This is a genomic window from Streptomyces lunaelactis, assembly GCF_003054555.1.
Lineage (GTDB): Bacteria > Actinomycetota > Actinomycetes > Streptomycetales > Streptomycetaceae > Streptomyces > Streptomyces lunaelactis.
On sequence record NZ_CP026304.1, the window covers coordinates 7,743,762 to 7,758,504 of the forward strand.

Below are 14,743 nucleotides of genomic sequence, written 5' to 3' on the forward strand. Positions count from 1 at the left end.
TCTGCGGAATAGGCAGGGCGTGAACTCGTCGGAGAGCAAGGGTTCGCGGGCGTGGCTCGCCGGGTGGTCACTGAGCCTGGCCGGCTGCGCTGACCCCTGTGCCATCTTCCGAAGAGGGGGCTGCCGGTCTCCGGCCGCCGACCACCCAGGTATGGGCCGGTCGGCCCCGGCCGGGGACCTGCGGCCCCTCCAAGACGCCCGCCCCGCCCACGACGCTGGAAGTGGGTCGTCCGACAGATCCGCCCGCCACCCAGGAGGTACGCATCATGTCCCGCACCGTCACCGTCGGCCTGGACGGCTCGAACGAGAGCCTGGCCGCCGCCGAATGGGCCGCCCGCGAAGCGCGGCTGCGCGGACTGCCACTGCGGCTCGTCAACGTCCGGGAACCGCAGCCCTACATTCAGGCTCCGCTCCTGGGCGGCGAGACGCCGCAGCACTGGGCGGAGCGCATTCCCCGCGAGGCGGCCGACGAGCTGCGGCTCCGTCACCCCGACGTGGAGATCACCGCGGATCAGGTCGCCGGCCGGCCCGGTACCGTCCTGCCCGACGAGGCCCGGGGCGCCGAGCTGCTGGTCCTGGGCTCCCGTGGCCTGAGCGGCGTCGCCGGATTCATGGTCGGGTCCGTCGGCATGGCAACCGTGGCCCACACGGAGCGGCCCGTCGTCCTCGTACGGGCAGAGGAGAAGACCGAGGACGAGCGCGCGCCCGGTCCCACCGCGAACCGGCCCGTTGTGCTGGGCCTCGACACCGAGCACCCGGACGACTCCGTGATCGAGTTCGCCTTCGACGCGGCTGCGCGCCGTGCCACCGCCCTGCACGTCGTCCACGGCTGGAACTTGCCGCCCTACTTCGCATACGGACTTCCTGCCGACCCAAGGATGAACGCCCAACTGGCCGCCCAGGAGGCGGACTCCCTGGCCGAGACGCTGCGCCCCTGGCGGCAGAAGTTCCCCGCCGTCGAGGTCATCGAGCGGTCGCGATCGGGCAAACCCGCCAACCACCTGGTGGACGCCTCCCGAGACGCGTCCCTGGTCGTCGTCGGCCGCCGTACTCGCCGTTCGCCGCTCGGCGCCCACATCGGGCCCGTCACACATGCCGTGCTGCACCACGCCACCTCGCCCGTTGCGGTGGTCCCCCACGACTGAGCCCAAGAAGTCCGCACTCCGAACGAGAAGAAAGAAGGTGGGGACAATGGAGCTGCCCATCGTCGTAGGCGTGGACGGATCCGAGTCCAGCCTGCGGGCCGTTGACTGGGCGGCCGACGAGGCGGCCCTGCACGGTGTGCCGCTGCGCCTGGTGAACGCGTCGATGTGGGAACGGTACGAAGGGGCCGCGCTCGCACAGGAGTTGGGACGCCCCACGGAGCGGGTCATGGCCGAGAACATCGTCGGTACCGCCGCGGAACGCGCCCGCCGCCGCGACCCGGACCTCAAGATCCAGACGGACATCCTGCCCGAGGACACGGTGAGCGCCCTGCTGAGCGAGGGCCGCAACGCCTCCGCCCTCGTCACCGGCTCGCACGGTCGCAGCGGACTCGCCGAGATGCTGCTCGGCTCGGTCAGCCTGGCAGTCGCCGCCCGCGCCAACTGCCCGGTGTTCGTCATTCGCGGCAACCACGACCCGCAGAGCGGCACGCACCGGCGGATCGTCCTCGGCGTCGATGAACCCCCGGAGGGCTCGGCCGCCGTGCGTTTCGCGTTCCGCGAGGCGGAGAGGCGCCGGGCCGCCCTGCACGCCATCCGGGCGTGGCGCCGCCCCGCGCACGAGGCGGTCGACCATCCTCTGGTCGCCAAAGACGCCGCCCGTTACCACGAAAGCCAGGCCGCGGAGATCCTCGAAGCGGCGCTACGTGAAGCCGTAGCGGACCACCCCACCGTGGAGCTGCACCGGGCAACGGCCGAGGGCCCCGCCCGCATGGTGCTCATGAACGCCTCGGCCGCGGCAGATCTGCTGGTTGTCGGCGCCCAGCGGCGGCGCGGGCACTTTGGACTCCAGCTCGGCCGGGTCGCCCACGCGGTGCTGCACCACTCCGTGTGCCCCGTGGCCGTCGTACCGCAACGGGCGTGACGACATGAGCGCCCTGGGCATCATTCCGACCAGCACCGGCGCCGCCCGCGTCCTCATCGGGGACCCCGCCTCGTGCGTCTTCGACCCCGCCCTGACTCAGGCGAACGGCGAGAAGGTGAAAGTCTTCGGCTGGTACGACAATGAATGGGGCTACAGCAACCGGCTCCTCGAACTCCCCGCCATGGTGGCCGACGACTCATGAATCCGACACAGCCCAACACAGCCATGCCCCGCGCGCTGCGGGGTATGGCGGCCGTGGTCCTCGACACCGACGGAGTGATCACCGACTCCGCGCGGTTGCACGCCGCCGCCTGGAAGAGGGCCTTTGACGATTACCTGCGCAATCACCCGCCCGCCGATCCCGCCCAGCGGCACCCCTTCGACGTGCGGGAGGACTATCTGCGGTACGTCGACGGCAAGTCACGGATGGACGGTGCCGCGGCCTTCCTGGAGTCCCGGGGGCTGCGGCTGCCCGACGCGGAGCTGCAGGCCGTCGCCGGGAGCAAGGAGCGGTTGTTCACCGCACGGTTGCGGGAACACGGCGTCAACGCCTACAGGGGCACGGTCCGGCTGCTGCACGCCCTGCGCTCCGCCCGCGTACCCCTGGCCGCCGCCTCCGCCTCCCGGCACGCCCGCGAACTCCTCGAACACGCGGGAGTGCTGGACCTCTTCGATGCCCTGGTGGACGGCGGGGAAGCGGCACGCCTGCACTTGCCCGGCAAACCCGATCCCGCGCTGTTCCTGGAGGCGGCCCGCCGCCTTGGTGTCCCAGCCTCCCGTACCGCTGTCGTCGAGGACGCTCTGGCCGGAGTCGAGGCCGGGCGCCGCGGTGGCTTCGGCCTGGTGGTCGGCGTGGACCGGGCGCGTACGCCACAGACGCGTGCTGAACTGCTCAGGCACGGCGCGGATGTGGTGGTCCGCGACCTCGCGGAACTTCTCACCGACAGCGACTGCCAAAAGGGTTGACGATGCGTGACTGGACCTGGGAGTACGAAGGCTACGACCCGGCACAGGAGCGCCTGCGCGAGTCGCTGTGCACCCTCGGCAACGGCTACTTCGCGACCCGTGGCGCGGCCCCCGAGTGCACGGCGGACTCCGTCCACTATCCGGGCACGTATGCGGCGGGTTGCTACAACCGGCTGATCTCGGACGTGGCGGGACGGCGCTTCGAGAACGAGGACATGGCCAATCTGCCCAACTGGCTGCCCCTGCGTTTCCGTACGGGCTCCGGGAGTTGGCTCTCCCCGGACACCCACAGGCTCCTCGACCATCACCAGGCGCTGGACATGCGTGCGGGCGCCCTGGTGCGCACGCTGCGGTACGAGGACGAGGACGGCCGGCGCCTCCGGGTGCGACAGCTGCGCCTGGTCCACATGGCTCACCCCCATCTGGCGTTGCTGCGCACCGAGTTCACCGCGGAGGGATGGTCCGGGGAGATTGAGGTCGAGTCGGCGCTCGACGGCGCCGTTGCCAACACCGGCGTCGAGCGTTACGGACAGCTTGCCGGCCGTCATCTCACCCACGTTCACACGGGGACCTCCGCGTCGGACACCATGTGGCTTCGCTGCCGCACCAGCACCTCGGACATCCGGGTCGGCCTGGCCGCCCGCACCGTGGCCGACGTCCCGGCCGAGCCCACCATCCGCCACGAGGACTTGCGGGTTGCCCACGTCCTGCGCCTTCCCCTGGCCGCGGGCCGGACCGTCACCGTCGACAAGACGGCCGCCCTGCACACCTCCCGGGACCGGGCGATCAGCGACCCGCTGCACGCCGCCGTCGACCGGGTGAGCCGTGCCCCGGACTTCGACGCCCTGCTGGCCTCGCACCGCACGGCCTGGCGCCAGCTGTGGCGCACCGCCGAACTCGACGTGCCGAACAGCTCGGGCCCGGTCCTGCGGCTCCACCTCTTCCACGTCCTGCAGACGCTCTCCCCGCACACCGCGGACCTCGACGTCGGAGTCCCGGCCCGGGGACTGCACGGCGAGGCGTACCGCGGTCATGTCTTCTGGGACGAACTGTTTGTCCTGCCCTATCTGAACCTCCACTTCCCCGAGGTCTCACGGGCTCTGCTCACCTATCGCCACCGGCGCCTGGAGCGAGCCTGCTTCGCGGCCCGGGACGCCGGACGCGCCGGGGCCATGTACCCCTGGCAGAGCGGCAGCAACGGCCGGGAGGAGACCCAGCAGCTACACCTCAACCCGCGTTCGGGGCGCTGGCTGCCCGACCACTCCAGGCTCCAGCACCACGTCGGATCGGCGATCGCGTACAACGTGTGGCAGTACTGCGAGGCGAGCGGCGACACGGAGTTCCTGCACACCAAGGGCGCCGAAATGCTGCTGCAGATCGCCCGGTTCTGGGCCGACGCGGCGGCGTACGACGAGACGCTCGGCCGCTACCGGATCCGCGGAGTCGTCGGCCCGGACGAGTACCACGACGCCTATCCCGAGGCGAAGGAACCGGGCCTCGTCGACAACACGTACACCAATGTCGCCGCGGCATGGGTGCTCGCCCGCGCCCTCGACGTGCTGCACTCTCTCCCGGAACCGCGCCGCCGGGACTTGGCCGAGCGCATGGGGCTCGACGACGGCGAACCCGCCACGTGGGAGGAGGTCTCCCGTAAGCTCCACGTCCCCTTCCATGCCGGGGTGATCAGCCAGTTCGAGGGCTATGGCGAGCTCGCTGAACTCGACTGGGACCGCTACCGGGACCGCTACGGCGACATCCGGCGCCTCGACCGGATCCTGGAGGCCGAGGGCGACACGGTCAACCGCTACCAGGCATCGAAACAGGCCGACGTGCTGATGCTCGGCTATCTCTTCTCACCGGCCGAGCTCCAAGGGCTCTTCCGTCGGCTCGGCCACGAGGTGGACGACACCATCTGGCAGCGCACCGTCGACTACTACTTGCGACGCACCAGCCACGGCTCGACGCTCAGCAGCCTCGTGCACGGCTGGGTGCTGGCGAGAGTGCGGCGCGCGGAAGCCTGGACGTTCTGCCAGGAGGCACTGGCAAGTGACATCGCCGATCTGCAGGGTGGCACCACCGGCGAGGGCATTCATCTCGGCGCCATGGCCGGCACCCTCGATCTCGTGCAACGAGGACTGACCGGCCTCGAGACCCGGGGCGGCGCGCTGCGGCTCAACCCGGTGCCGCTGCCGGAGCTGTCGGAGTACGGCTTCGCGATCCGCTACCAGGGCCACTGGGGCGTACGGCTCCGGCTGCGCGCGGGGGAGCTGCAGATCACTGTGCCCGAATCCGACCGCTCACCGATCGACATCGCCCTGCCGGACCGCACGGTCTCGGTGGCGCCCGGGGAATCCTGCACGCTCACCCTGCCCCAGGAGCAGCGCCAGGATGAGGACGGTACGACGGCCACCGGGCACAGTGTGTGACCGCGTCGCCGGTTTCGCAGGCCGAGCCACTGTCGCGGGCAGCACGAGCACCTGGGTGCGGCTCTCCGCCCGGAGGGGGACGTTCGGCCCCCACGTTGGGCCTGAGAGGCACTCCCGGCCTCGCGGGCACCGTGGCAGCGTGAGCGGATGTCACCCCCGGCGATCGCGACACGAGGAGGAGGACACGATGGCCGGCAGCGCTTCGGCGCCTGGTACGGGACACCCGGGCGCGTCGTGGTCGGCACGGACGGTTTGGCCCATGCGACAAGGACAGTGCTCTGGGCCGCAGGCGAGGCCGAAGCCCGGAATCAGCCTCTCAACGACCTGACGCCCACGCGGTCCTGCAGCACCACGCGCGATGTCCAGTGGCTGTCGTGCCCCACCGGGACGCGACGCTTCGGGCGCAGGAGGACTGAACGGCCTTTGGGCGGGCGATGGTTGGATCTTTACGGCCCGTTCGTCAATGGCTCGCCCGCCGTTCACGGGTACAGGCCCGGAGTGTCACGTTCGTCCCCGCTCACCAGGGGGTGTGGAGTCAAGATGAGGAGCAACGGGCGTACGAGTACGAGGTTCTGGCGATGGCGGCGCAGCCCGCTCAGGCGCCGCAGCGACGTGGTCGAGGCCTGGATCGTGCTGGGCGTATGGGTGCTGGCGGTCGTTGGCGGAGCAGCCGTCACCCTCGCAGCGGGCTTGGCCGTCGTGCACACCCAAGAGCGGCATCGGGCGGAACGCTACGCCGTCCAGGCCGTGCTCACCGAGGCCGTGCCGGCGGCTATGCCCGCGGCAGACGGCATGAAGTCGCGAGTCCTGGCGCCGGTGCGCTGGCGGGACCGATACGGCGTGGTCCGTACCGCGACGGTGAGTATCGAGGCAAGCGGCCCTGCCGGAATGAAGATCGTGTTCTGGACGGACCGCTGGGGGACTCCGACCACGCCGCCGGTCGTCGGCGCGGAGGTGGCGGCTCAGGCGGTTGCCGCCGGAGCACTGGCCCTCGGCGCCTGGGGTGGCCTGGTGGTGGCCGTCGGCTGCGCCGCGCGCGGGCGTCTTGACCGCATCCGCATGGACCAGTGGGCGCAGGAGTGGGACGAGGTCGGCCCGGCGTGGCGGCGCAGGACCACCTGATCCGGACCGGCCGTTCCTCTACGGTGGCCGGGCGGCCCTGCCTGCCTGGCCGCCACCGTGATGTCGTGCGCCTCCACCAGGCGGCAGTCGGCGGAGACCGCATCCCCGGCTTCGAGAATCACCACGTCCCCCGCACCAACTCCCGCGCGGGCAGTTCCTGGAGCACGGCGTCGCGCAGCACCCGACAGGTGTGCGGCACCATCGCCTGCAGCGACTCCGCCGTCCGCTAGGCCGAGTATTCCTGGGCGAACCCGATGGACGCGCTCAGGACCACCACGCCGAGGATCGCCACGGCGAGTTGCAGTGTGCCGGGGTCCCGTGGCTCCTGGAGTGTGTACGCGAGGGATGTGATCGCCGATGCGATGAGCAGGACGACCGTGAAGAGGTCCGTGAAACTGGGCCGCCAGTTGCCGCCATATGGCCGGGTGCGCTGCGCGCGGGAGTTCATCGGACCCGAACCGCCGGAGCCTGGCGTCGGCTGCCGCGGCCGTCAGGCCGGGGCGACGTGTCCAGAGCGGAGTACACGCCGGTGGGCGACAGGGTCCGTACGGCGGGGCCGTCGGCATCCGCCGCCGGAACTTCTCCGCCGGAGCCGCCAGGAGTCAGTACATCCGTCGGGATGGCCACTACCGCGTCCCTGCGCGCCGACCCGGAAGGCCGGCCGGGCAGCGGTACGGGTCACGTGATGTCGAGGACATCGCCCACCGACCGGCGCGGGGTCGCGGGACCTTCGGGGCCGTATCCGAGGCGGATCACCATCTGTACGTGACCCATCGCCGACCCCGGGTCGCGTACGGCCCACCGCAGTTCCGGCCATTCGAGGGCCTGCGACGTCAGGGACGTGACCAGCCCGTCCAGCGTGGCCTGGAGCAGAACTCGCTCCATCGCCTGACCTGCTCGCAGCCAGTCCTCCGGCCGGTCGCCGGCCGTACCGAGCAGAGCGAGGCGGGGCTGCTTCTCGAAGGTGGCGGAGCCACGGCCGGGAACGGGATGCCAGCCGGCGAAGTCCCGCATGGGAGCGGTGACATCGTGCTGACGGGGGCCGAAGGCATATGCGGGGATTCCTTCCCGCCGCGAAGCGTCGCCCTTGGCACCCGTGTCGGTCCAGCGTGCCATCTCTTCCCGCACTTCTGGGTGGAGCGCTTCACGGCCCTCGGCGTCATGCACCAGGCTCAGCACGGACTTCACGTGCCATGCGTCGGGAACGTACAACCGGGCGCCTTCGAGCAGGGCGGCGCCGCGCAGCCCGTCCAGGATGTCGTCCGGGATCTCCTCGTCGGTGAAGGGGTGGCGGCTGGTGTGCCGTTTGCGGACAGCGGGGTGGAGCACGGCGAGATCGTGCTCAGGGCCCGCGGGTTCGGCGAGGTTCACCTCGGCCAGCAGCCACGGATCGGCGGGGTCGGGGAGCAGTGTGGTGACCGGTTCCCGGCCCGCGTGCACGGCGGCCACCCGCAGATTGAACAGCGCGGCGGCACACCCGAGATGGACGGCACGGTGCGTCGGGTCCGACTTGGGCATCGTGCGCTCCGGATCGGCGCGCAGCTCCATGCTTCCGGTGCCGCTCAGGTACCGGAACTTCCAGGGCTGTGCGTTGTGCATGGACGGGGCTGCCGTGGCGTCCTCGACAAGGGCTGTCACGGTGGTCGGGTCGAGCGGTGGTGAGGGCACTTGATCCTCCTGCCGGGAGGGGTCAGTCATGGGGGACGACGGCGACAGGTGCGGCGCTGTGGTGCATCACCGCGTGGGCGACGGGACCGATGTGCGCCCCCAGGGGAGCCCGGCGCAGGCGCCGGCCGACGACCACCAGATCGGCGTCGGCCGCCGAGTACACCAACTGCTGCGCAGGCGAACCGATGAGAGCCCGCTCGACAACCTGCACCGACGGGAACTTCTGCCGCCATGGCAGCAGCATGTCGCTGAGGGCCTGCTCGACTTGCCGGCCCACTTCCAGCATGGGTGCGTAGCTGTACACGAGGGGGAGCGTCCAGCCGTGTACGGCGCGCAGTGTGCAGCCACGCCGTGCGGCCTCGTCGAAGGCGAAGGCCAGGAGCTTGTCGCAGGACTGGGAAATGTCCAAGCCGACCACCACGTCGCGGTACGCGGACGCGGTGTCCGGCTGCTCGGCGTCGCCGGATCCGGTCCGGGGCTCCTTGCCCTGGTGTTTGGGTGCCCGGACGAGCACGACCGGCTGCTCGGTGGCGCTGACCGTGGCCATACCGACCGAGCCGATGAGGAAGCCCATGATGCTGCCAAGCCCCCGGGAGCCGAGCACCAGCATCTCCGCGTCAGCCGCCTCGATGGGCAGGGCGGCGGCGGGCCTTCCGGAGAGCCGTCGTGTAGTCATCTCCAGTCCGGGATGGCGTTCCCGGAGCTCGTCGGCGGCATCGGCCAGGACCTTGTCGGCCCATCGCTGCTGGACTTCGGGGCCGGCCATGGGTACTGCCGCAGTCGTGGGCCACTCTTCCGCGTGAACAAGGTGCAGGGGTACTTCGCGCAGCAATGCCTCCCGGGCAGCCCATGCGGCGGCGGCCAGGCTCTCGGGCGACCCGTCCAGGCCGACGGTCACATTGCGGGTCATGGTGCGGACCTCCTCCGGGCCGCGCGTGCGGCCACAGCTCCAGCGTCATGGTCCGGCTGCCGTGACAGGAGGGGCCGAGGGGCCCCCGCTGGGACCGACCGGCCCTGCTGCCCCGCGGGACCTCCCCCGATCACGGCCGGCCGGCCGGATCCGCGCCACCCGTGTCCAGCCGGAACGGCGGGTATTCGTCCCTCATCGGACCCGCGTACGCAACGACCCGCAGTACCCACCGGTTCAGCCCCATGATCAGGTCGAAGAGGCCGCGCGGATACTTCTCGGTGAAGGCCAGGACGACGGCCGCGGTGACGGCGAACACGGAGATCAGACCCACGTTCCATGCGGCGCGGACGCCGCCCATGAAGAAGCCGATCACGATGTAGTGCGGGATGGCGAGCAGCCACCACTTCACCAGAACCAGGCCCCGTGACAGACGCTCCGGGTAGGCGCTGTCCAGCCCGCCGGATAGCCGGGTTCCTCGCCGAGGCTGAACGGCGGGTAGCGGTCGGTGCCCAGTGCTCCGTTCGCGTAGCACGAGCCATCGTCACTTGGTACAGATCGGTCGTGGTGACCTCAGACATGGCGGTCGCCGGCCTTCGCTGCCGCCGAGTCGTCCACGTCGTAGACGAGTCGGTCGATCACGTCCACCACTCCGTCGACGCTCTCGCACAGCCGCAGGGTGATGGGGATGAGGCTCTTGCGCGCCACGGTGCCGCTGAGAGTGACTCTGCCGTCGGTGACCTCGACCGTCAGCGCAGAGGGCGGCAGCCCAAGGGTGTGGGTTACGACGTCCTCAAGGATTTCCTCCTGGATCGCCCGGTCCCGCCGCAGGAACAGTTGCAGGAGGTCTCTGCGGCTGATCACGCCGACCAGACGGCCCGACTCGTCGACGACGGGCAGCCGTTTGATCCTGTTCTTCTCCATGACCCTGGCCGCCCGGACCACGCTCCACCCCGGCTGCGCGACGATCGCCGGACTGGACATCAGTCCCTCGGCCACGCTGGATGTGTCTCTCGATGTCTGTTTGCGCAGCAGGTCGGCCTCGGAGACGACTCCGACCGGCCGCTCGTGATCTTCGATCACCGGTACGGCGGTGATGCCAAATTCGTCGAGGAGGCGGGCGATCTCTTTGAATGGGGTGCCCCGCTGCACGCTCACGGCCGTGGGGGACATCAGGTCCGCGACACTGCGGTGTCTCATGGCGCGCCAGTCCTTTCCATCACGTGCCGGATCAGGCAGTCCTGAGTGCAAGCATGGAACGAATCCCGCCCGCGTGCACAGGGCCGAGAGGTCCTCGGAGCGGACCGAATGGATCAGCCTCGGCCGGACAGGGACCTTCGGCCCTGCCACGGACCCCTGTGGCCCTCACCATGCTGATCTCGTGGTGACACCGTGAGAAGTGATCCCCGATGGAACTCGGCGAGGAGGAGTCATGGGCAGCAGCACTATGGGCGGCCCGGAACTCGGAATGGTGGTCGTGGGCGTGGACGGTTCGGCGAATGCGGCGACGGCTGCGGAGTGGGCCGCGGCCGAGGCCGACCGGCGAGGAAAAGCGCTGCGCCTCCTGTACGCCGCTGACACCTACCGGAGGGCCCTGTACGCCTCGGTCGAGACCGTTGAACGCGTGCGCCAGCGCGGGCGCGACGTGCTCAAGGACACGGCGGACCGGCTGGGGGAGCAGTACCCCGAACTGCAGATCAACAAGGAATTGAGCCAACGGGAGCCGACCGTCAGCCTGCACGACGCTGCCGGCAACCACGGCACGATCGTCGTGGGGAACCGCGGCTACGGAGGGTTCGCCGCGTTGCTGCTCGGCTCCGTCGGACTCCGCGTGGCGGCGGGCGCGACGGTCCCCGTCGTGGTGGTCAGGGGCGCAGCGCAAGGGGCGGAGACCGGTGTGGTGGTGGCCGCCGTCCGCGACGAGGACGACCTCGACTGCGTCCGGCACGCGGCGCGCGGCGCGGAACTCCGCAAGGCATCGCTGCGTCTGCTGAGCGTCTGGCAGGTGCTGCGGTACGTGGGCCTGGTGGCCACCATGCTGGACGACGTCGACGAGATCGCCCAGCAGCACCTGCACGGTGTTTCGGCGGTGGCCGACCGGATCCGGGACGAATTTCCCAAGCTCACCGTGACCGCGGATGTGGAAGAGGGCGCGTCCGTGGCCGGGGCTCTCGTCGAGGCATCACGCCAGGCCGACCTGCTCGTCATGGGCGGCCGACGGCCGCCCGATGCCTTCGGCCCCACGCTGGGACGGGTGACGCATGCGGCTCTCCACCACGCCGAATGCCCCGTGGAGCTCATTCCGCGCGAGAGCAAGCGACACCGGGAGGAGAAGTGACAGACCTCGCAGACCGCCGCGGGATGATCGTCGGCGTCGACCCGCAGCACCAGTGCCGCCCCGCACTTGCATGGGCCGCCGACGAGGCCCATCGCCGGCACCTTGCCCTTCGGCTGCTGCTGGCCGTGCCGCCGTCGCACGACACACGCCACGCCGATGTCGCCGCGCACCACATCGAGTTGCGGCGTCGAGGAGCCGAGGCGCTCACGTCCGCTGCCTCCTGGATACGGGAGCGGCACGGGAAGATTGAGGTGATCACGGACTTGCTCGACGGGGTTCCCGCCCCGGCGCTCTGCCGGCAGTCGGCGCAGGCCCGGATGGTGGTCCTCGGCTCGCGTCGGCTCGGCCGGGCGGAAGAGTTCTTCAGCGCGAGTTCGGTGGTGGTGCCTGTCAGCGCACAGGCGAACTGTCCGGTCGTCGTCGTGGGAGAGCCCGAACATGTGACGCAACAGCCGCCCTACCTGGTTGTCGGCGTCGACGGCAGCCAGGCTTCGCGCGCCGCCGTCGCCCAGGCCTTCGATGAAGCAAGCCTGCGGGGGGCCGGCCTGCGTGCCCTCTGGGTGTGGCCGCCCCCGGTGGTCTCATTCACGGACGAGGCGGAGGCGGTGCAGGAGCGCCGACGGCTGCTCTCGGAAACAACGGCGGGCTGGTCGGAGAAGTACCCGGATGTGGCCTTGACACACGAGGTGGTCCGCGGGCATCCGGTCGAGGAGCTTGCGCGGGCCTCCGAGCACGCACTGGCCGTCGTGGTCGGCCGCCGGGGCCGAGGCGGATACACCGGCATGCGGCTGGGATCGGTCGTCCACGGCGTGCTGCACCGGGCGCGCTGCCCGGTGATCACGGTTCCCGCGCTGTGAACGGCGGCCCGCGACACACGCCATGACCTGATCCGTCTCACTGGACATCGTCGAAGCCTGGCGCGACCGCGGGGACGTGACGGCGATGACCGGTGACGGCGTCAACGACGGACCCGCACTACGACAGGCGGACATCGGCGTCGCCATGGGGCGGCGAGGCACCGAGGTGGCAAGACAGTCGGCCGATCTGGTGCTGCGTGCTGTTCAGGGCGCTGACGGTGCCTGGTCGTTGAGGCTCAGGCGGATGTCCACGACGCCTTCGACCGCACGGGCGGCCCGGGCGAGCGGGGAGACCAGCGCCCGGTCCCGGAGGTTGCCGTGAAGGGTGACCACGCCGTCCGTGACGGAGACCTCCACCTCTGCCGCGGATGGCAGGTGTTTGATGACGGTACGACGGATCTCGTCGGCGATGGCCTCGTCGGGCCTGAGGAACGGCCCTCGCTTTTGCCACGTCGGACAGCGGCCGGTCCGCCTGTGCGGGGTCGTCGAACCGGTACTCCTCCTTGGGGAGCAGATCGGCCTCCGAGACCACGCCGATCACACGGCCCTCGCCCTCCAGCACCGGCAAGGCACTGACCTTCCACTGCTCCATCAGCTCCACGATCTCCTTATAGGTGGCATGGCGCCCCACCGCGACTGCGGTGTGGGTCATGACATCGCTCACTGTGTGCGGAGAATCGGGCATGGCGGGCCTCCCGGGCGTTGGTCACAGAGTCATGCCGCTGCCGTGAGGCGCGTACAGATCGAGCAGGCGGATACGGGCGGCACGCAGCCGGTGAGCAAGCACCCGGCCGACCCAGTTTCCGATCGCGGAGCCGAAGGCAGGGTCGGCATCCATCATCATCCGCACCGTTGACGCGTCGAACTCCTGGGCGCGTACTGGCGTCATGGCCTCGGCGCCGAACTGCCACACATACGGCGGGAACAGCCAGGACCAGCCCACGAGTTCACCGAAGCCCAAGTTCTCGATCACCGCCGGGCTCCGTCCCGGAACCTGGATGTCGAGAGTGACAGTGCCGGACTGGATGATCCAGAACCGGTCGGCGGGGCGGCCTTCCTCGAATATGCGGGTTCCTTCAGGGAATTTGACGTCCCGGGTGGTGCCCAGCAGCCGGGCACGGTGCTCGGGGGCCAGAACAGCGGTCATACGGATGGGGGAGGGGGTACTCATTGCTGGGCCTCCGTTTCGAGCGCGCGGCTTTCCTCGGTGATGACGGGTGAGCCGTCCGGGCCGCACTCGCCGGTTCGCCCGCGGGGCCGCTATCTGTGCTCAGCGTCAGTCACCCGACCGGCGCCGGGGAAGGGCCGGGCGGCCCAGTCTGCGGCCCGACAGGCCCAGTTCCGCCCCGCTTTGGTATCGCGGTCAGGTAGGCGGTGATGCTTTCGGCCCACATGGCAATCCGGGGGGGGCCGCATCCGGGGCCGCCGTCGCTCGACTCGTCTCCTCGCTGCCCCGGTGCAGTCTCGAGGACGCTCACTGATCCGACGGACAGATACTCCGTCCCGTGAGGCGCTTGGGCTGGATCGAGATCCACTGCTCGCGTTTGCCCCCTGCCCACGGCCTGGTGTGCGCGCGATCGGCCAGCCGTCGCACCGCGTCGGGCTCCGTAACAGCCCGCGCAGGGCCGACTGCGAGCACGCTCCAGCCCTGGCTCATCGCCTCGTCCATGTGGTCGACCCCGAATGCCACGTCCGTTCCCATGGCGGCCGCCGGGGCGGATCCAGGTGCGGCACGGAAGACGATCGCGTCATCGACGACCTCGTAGTTCACAGGGATGACCGCCGGGCCATCGGGCGTCGATACGGCGACGCGGCCCACGCCATGCGTGGAAAGCAGGGCGCGGCATTCATCGCCTTCGAGGTCTCGAAGCCGAGGGTGCGGGAGCGCCTGACCCCGGCCGGGCGGTAGATCGATGCCGCCGCCGCGCAGGGCGGCTGCGGTGGTCCCCAGCGCGTCGGCCAGCCGGATAAGGCTCGCCAGGCTGGGGTCTGCCGGGCGCTCTTCGAGGTACGCCAGGTACTGCGGCGCCATTCTGGCGCGCCGCGCTGTTTCTGTCCGGGTCAGCCCTTGCCGCGCGCGTTCGTGGGCGATGCGCCGACCGATGTCGCTGGGGTATTGCGTTTCATGGGACGGTGTTTCGCCGGGCCCGTGCTCGATGTGATGGATGTGCGCGTCCGGCCCGGGGAACACGAGCGTCACTTCGTCCGTGTCCGACCAGCGCACGTCGTACGGAGGCGTTCCGTCCGCGTGGTGGAGCCCGACGATTTCACCGTTGCGCCTGGTGGCGCCGGTGTTCGGGCTTTCGACGACGAGTTGATCGCCAAGGTGAGCTCGCATGATCATCACCGCTCCTGCGAAGCGTCGCTGTACCCCCAACGTGCCACGCGCGGT

14 protein-coding genes and 4 pseudogenes are annotated in these 14,743 nt (G+C 70.3%); 9 read left to right on the plus strand and 9 right to left on the minus strand.

Translation table 11 applies throughout. The annotated features are described in order from the left end of the window. Nucleotides 1-266 precede the first annotated feature (266 nt). From SLUN_RS35355 to SLUN_RS41785, 7 genes and pseudogenes are all read left to right on the plus strand, one after another. Nucleotides 267-1,145, plus strand: a complete 879-nt coding sequence (locus SLUN_RS35355) for a universal stress protein (protein ID WP_108153987.1) — start codon at nucleotides 267-269, stop codon at nucleotides 1,143-1,145. A gap of 46 nt (nucleotides 1,146-1,191) precedes the next feature. Then, on the plus strand, nucleotides 1,192-2,067 hold the full coding sequence (locus tag SLUN_RS35360) for a universal stress protein (RefSeq protein ID WP_108153988.1): 876 nt from the start codon (nucleotides 1,192-1,194) through the stop codon (nucleotides 2,065-2,067). A 43-nt stretch (nucleotides 2,068-2,110) separates the two neighbouring features. After that, nucleotides 2,111-2,269 (plus strand): annotated as a pseudogene (locus SLUN_RS35365) (type I glyceraldehyde-3-phosphate dehydrogenase); the annotation flags it as partial. Further along, nucleotides 2,266-3,033, plus strand: coding sequence for an HAD family hydrolase (locus tag SLUN_RS35370; RefSeq protein ID WP_108153989.1), 768 nt, complete (start codon nucleotides 2,266-2,268; stop codon nucleotides 3,031-3,033). The pseudogene SLUN_RS35365 and the gene SLUN_RS35370, both read left to right, overlap by 4 nt. 2 nt (nucleotides 3,034-3,035) lie before the next feature. Beyond that, nucleotides 3,036-5,459: a glycoside hydrolase family 65 protein gene (locus tag SLUN_RS35375; RefSeq protein ID WP_108153990.1), complete on the plus strand. Its 2,424-nt coding sequence runs from the start codon at nucleotides 3,036-3,038 to the stop codon at nucleotides 5,457-5,459. A 540-nt stretch (nucleotides 5,460-5,999) separates the two neighbouring features. Beyond that, nucleotides 6,000-6,581 (plus strand): Rv1733c family protein, encoded by a 582-nt coding sequence (locus tag SLUN_RS41780; protein WP_170146530.1) that lies wholly within the window; start codon nucleotides 6,000-6,002, stop codon nucleotides 6,579-6,581. A gap of 65 nt (nucleotides 6,582-6,646) precedes the next feature. After that, nucleotides 6,647-6,811 carry a hypothetical protein gene (locus SLUN_RS41785; RefSeq protein ID WP_254710203.1) on the plus strand — a complete coding sequence of 55 codons (165 nt, stop codon included), beginning with the start codon at nucleotides 6,647-6,649 and terminating at the stop codon, nucleotides 6,809-6,811. Here the strand turns inward: SLUN_RS41785 and SLUN_RS41790 are convergent. The 6 genes and pseudogenes from SLUN_RS41790 to SLUN_RS35400 form a co-directional block, all read right to left on the minus strand. Then, nucleotides 6,808-7,029, minus strand: coding sequence for a hypothetical protein (locus tag SLUN_RS41790; RefSeq protein WP_254710202.1), 222 nt, complete (start codon nucleotides 7,027-7,029; stop codon nucleotides 6,808-6,810). The genes SLUN_RS41785 and SLUN_RS41790 overlap by 4 nt on opposite strands. Continuing rightward, nucleotides 7,019-7,147: pseudogene (locus SLUN_RS41795) on the minus strand (hypothetical protein); the annotation flags it as partial. The gene SLUN_RS41790 and the pseudogene SLUN_RS41795, both read right to left, overlap by 11 nt. Before the next feature lie 112 nt (nucleotides 7,148-7,259). Continuing rightward, on the minus strand, nucleotides 7,260-8,249 hold the full coding sequence (locus tag SLUN_RS35385; protein ID WP_108153991.1) for an Acg family FMN-binding oxidoreductase: 990 nt from the start codon (nucleotides 8,247-8,249) through the stop codon (nucleotides 7,260-7,262). A gap of 22 nt (nucleotides 8,250-8,271) precedes the next feature. After that, nucleotides 8,272-9,159, minus strand: a complete 888-nt coding sequence (locus SLUN_RS35390) for a universal stress protein (protein WP_175313953.1) — start codon at nucleotides 9,157-9,159, stop codon at nucleotides 8,272-8,274. A 130-nt stretch (nucleotides 9,160-9,289) separates the two neighbouring features. Beyond that, nucleotides 9,290-9,687: pseudogene (locus SLUN_RS35395) on the minus strand (DUF4389 domain-containing protein); the annotation flags it as partial. Between the two features lie 42 nt (nucleotides 9,688-9,729). Further along, entirely contained in the window at nucleotides 9,730-10,356 is a 627-nt protein-coding gene (locus SLUN_RS35400; protein WP_108153992.1) for a CBS domain-containing protein, read from the minus strand. 232 nt (nucleotides 10,357-10,588) lie between these two features. On the opposite strand from SLUN_RS35400, the gene SLUN_RS35405 reads away from it, so the two are divergent. After that, nucleotides 10,589-11,494, plus strand: coding sequence for a universal stress protein (locus SLUN_RS35405; RefSeq protein WP_170146636.1), 906 nt, complete (start codon nucleotides 10,589-10,591; stop codon nucleotides 11,492-11,494). Further along, nucleotides 11,491-12,351, plus strand: coding sequence for a universal stress protein (locus SLUN_RS35410; RefSeq protein ID WP_108153994.1), 861 nt, complete (start codon nucleotides 11,491-11,493; stop codon nucleotides 12,349-12,351). The genes SLUN_RS35405 and SLUN_RS35410 overlap by 4 nt, the downstream gene beginning before the upstream one ends. Nucleotides 12,352-12,555: 204 nt before the next feature. Here the strand turns inward: SLUN_RS35410 and SLUN_RS35415 are convergent. The 3 genes and pseudogenes from SLUN_RS35415 to SLUN_RS35425 form a co-directional block, all read right to left on the minus strand. Beyond that, a pseudogene (locus SLUN_RS35415) lies at nucleotides 12,556-13,036 on the minus strand (CBS domain-containing protein). A gap of 21 nt (nucleotides 13,037-13,057) precedes the next feature. Then, complete coding sequence (locus tag SLUN_RS35420) at nucleotides 13,058-13,522, minus strand: Crp/Fnr family transcriptional regulator (protein ID WP_108153995.1); 465 nt, start codon at nucleotides 13,520-13,522, stop codon at nucleotides 13,058-13,060. Between the two features lie 303 nt (nucleotides 13,523-13,825). Further along, nucleotides 13,826-14,689: a pyridoxamine 5'-phosphate oxidase family protein gene (locus SLUN_RS35425; protein ID WP_108155114.1), complete on the minus strand. Its 864-nt coding sequence runs from the start codon at nucleotides 14,687-14,689 to the stop codon at nucleotides 13,826-13,828. Nucleotides 14,690-14,743: the final 54 nt, after the last annotated feature.

Coding starts and splice junctions, on each gene's coding strand:
- SLUN_RS35370 (WP_108153989.1), top strand. CDS start 2,266: ATGAATCCGACACAGCCCAACACAGCCATGCCCCGCGCGCTGCGGGGT.
- SLUN_RS35405 (WP_170146636.1), top strand. CDS start 10,589: ATGGGCAGCAGCACTATGGGCGGCCCGGAACTCGGAATGGTGGTCGTG.
- SLUN_RS35375 (WP_108153990.1), top strand. CDS start 3,036: ATGCGTGACTGGACCTGGGAGTACGAAGGCTACGACCCGGCACAGGAG.
- SLUN_RS35360 (WP_108153988.1), top strand. CDS start 1,192: ATGGAGCTGCCCATCGTCGTAGGCGTGGACGGATCCGAGTCCAGCCTG.
- SLUN_RS35400 (WP_108153992.1), bottom strand. CDS start 10,356: ATGAGACACCGCAGTGTCGCGGACCTGATGTCCCCCACGGCCGTGAGC.
- SLUN_RS35355 (WP_108153987.1), top strand. CDS start 267: ATGTCCCGCACCGTCACCGTCGGCCTGGACGGCTCGAACGAGAGCCTG.
- SLUN_RS41790 (WP_254710202.1), bottom strand. CDS start 7,029: ATGAACTCCCGCGCGCAGCGCACCCGGCCATATGGCGGCAACTGGCGG.
- SLUN_RS35390 (WP_175313953.1), bottom strand. CDS start 9,159: ATGACCCGCAATGTGACCGTCGGCCTGGACGGGTCGCCCGAGAGCCTG.
- SLUN_RS41780 (WP_170146530.1), top strand. CDS start 6,000: ATGAGGAGCAACGGGCGTACGAGTACGAGGTTCTGGCGATGGCGGCGC.
- SLUN_RS35420 (WP_108153995.1), bottom strand. CDS start 13,522: ATGAGTACCCCCTCCCCCATCCGTATGACCGCTGTTCTGGCCCCCGAG.
- SLUN_RS35425 (WP_108155114.1), bottom strand. CDS start 14,689: ATGCGAGCTCACCTTGGCGATCAACTCGTCGTCGAAAGCCCGAACACC.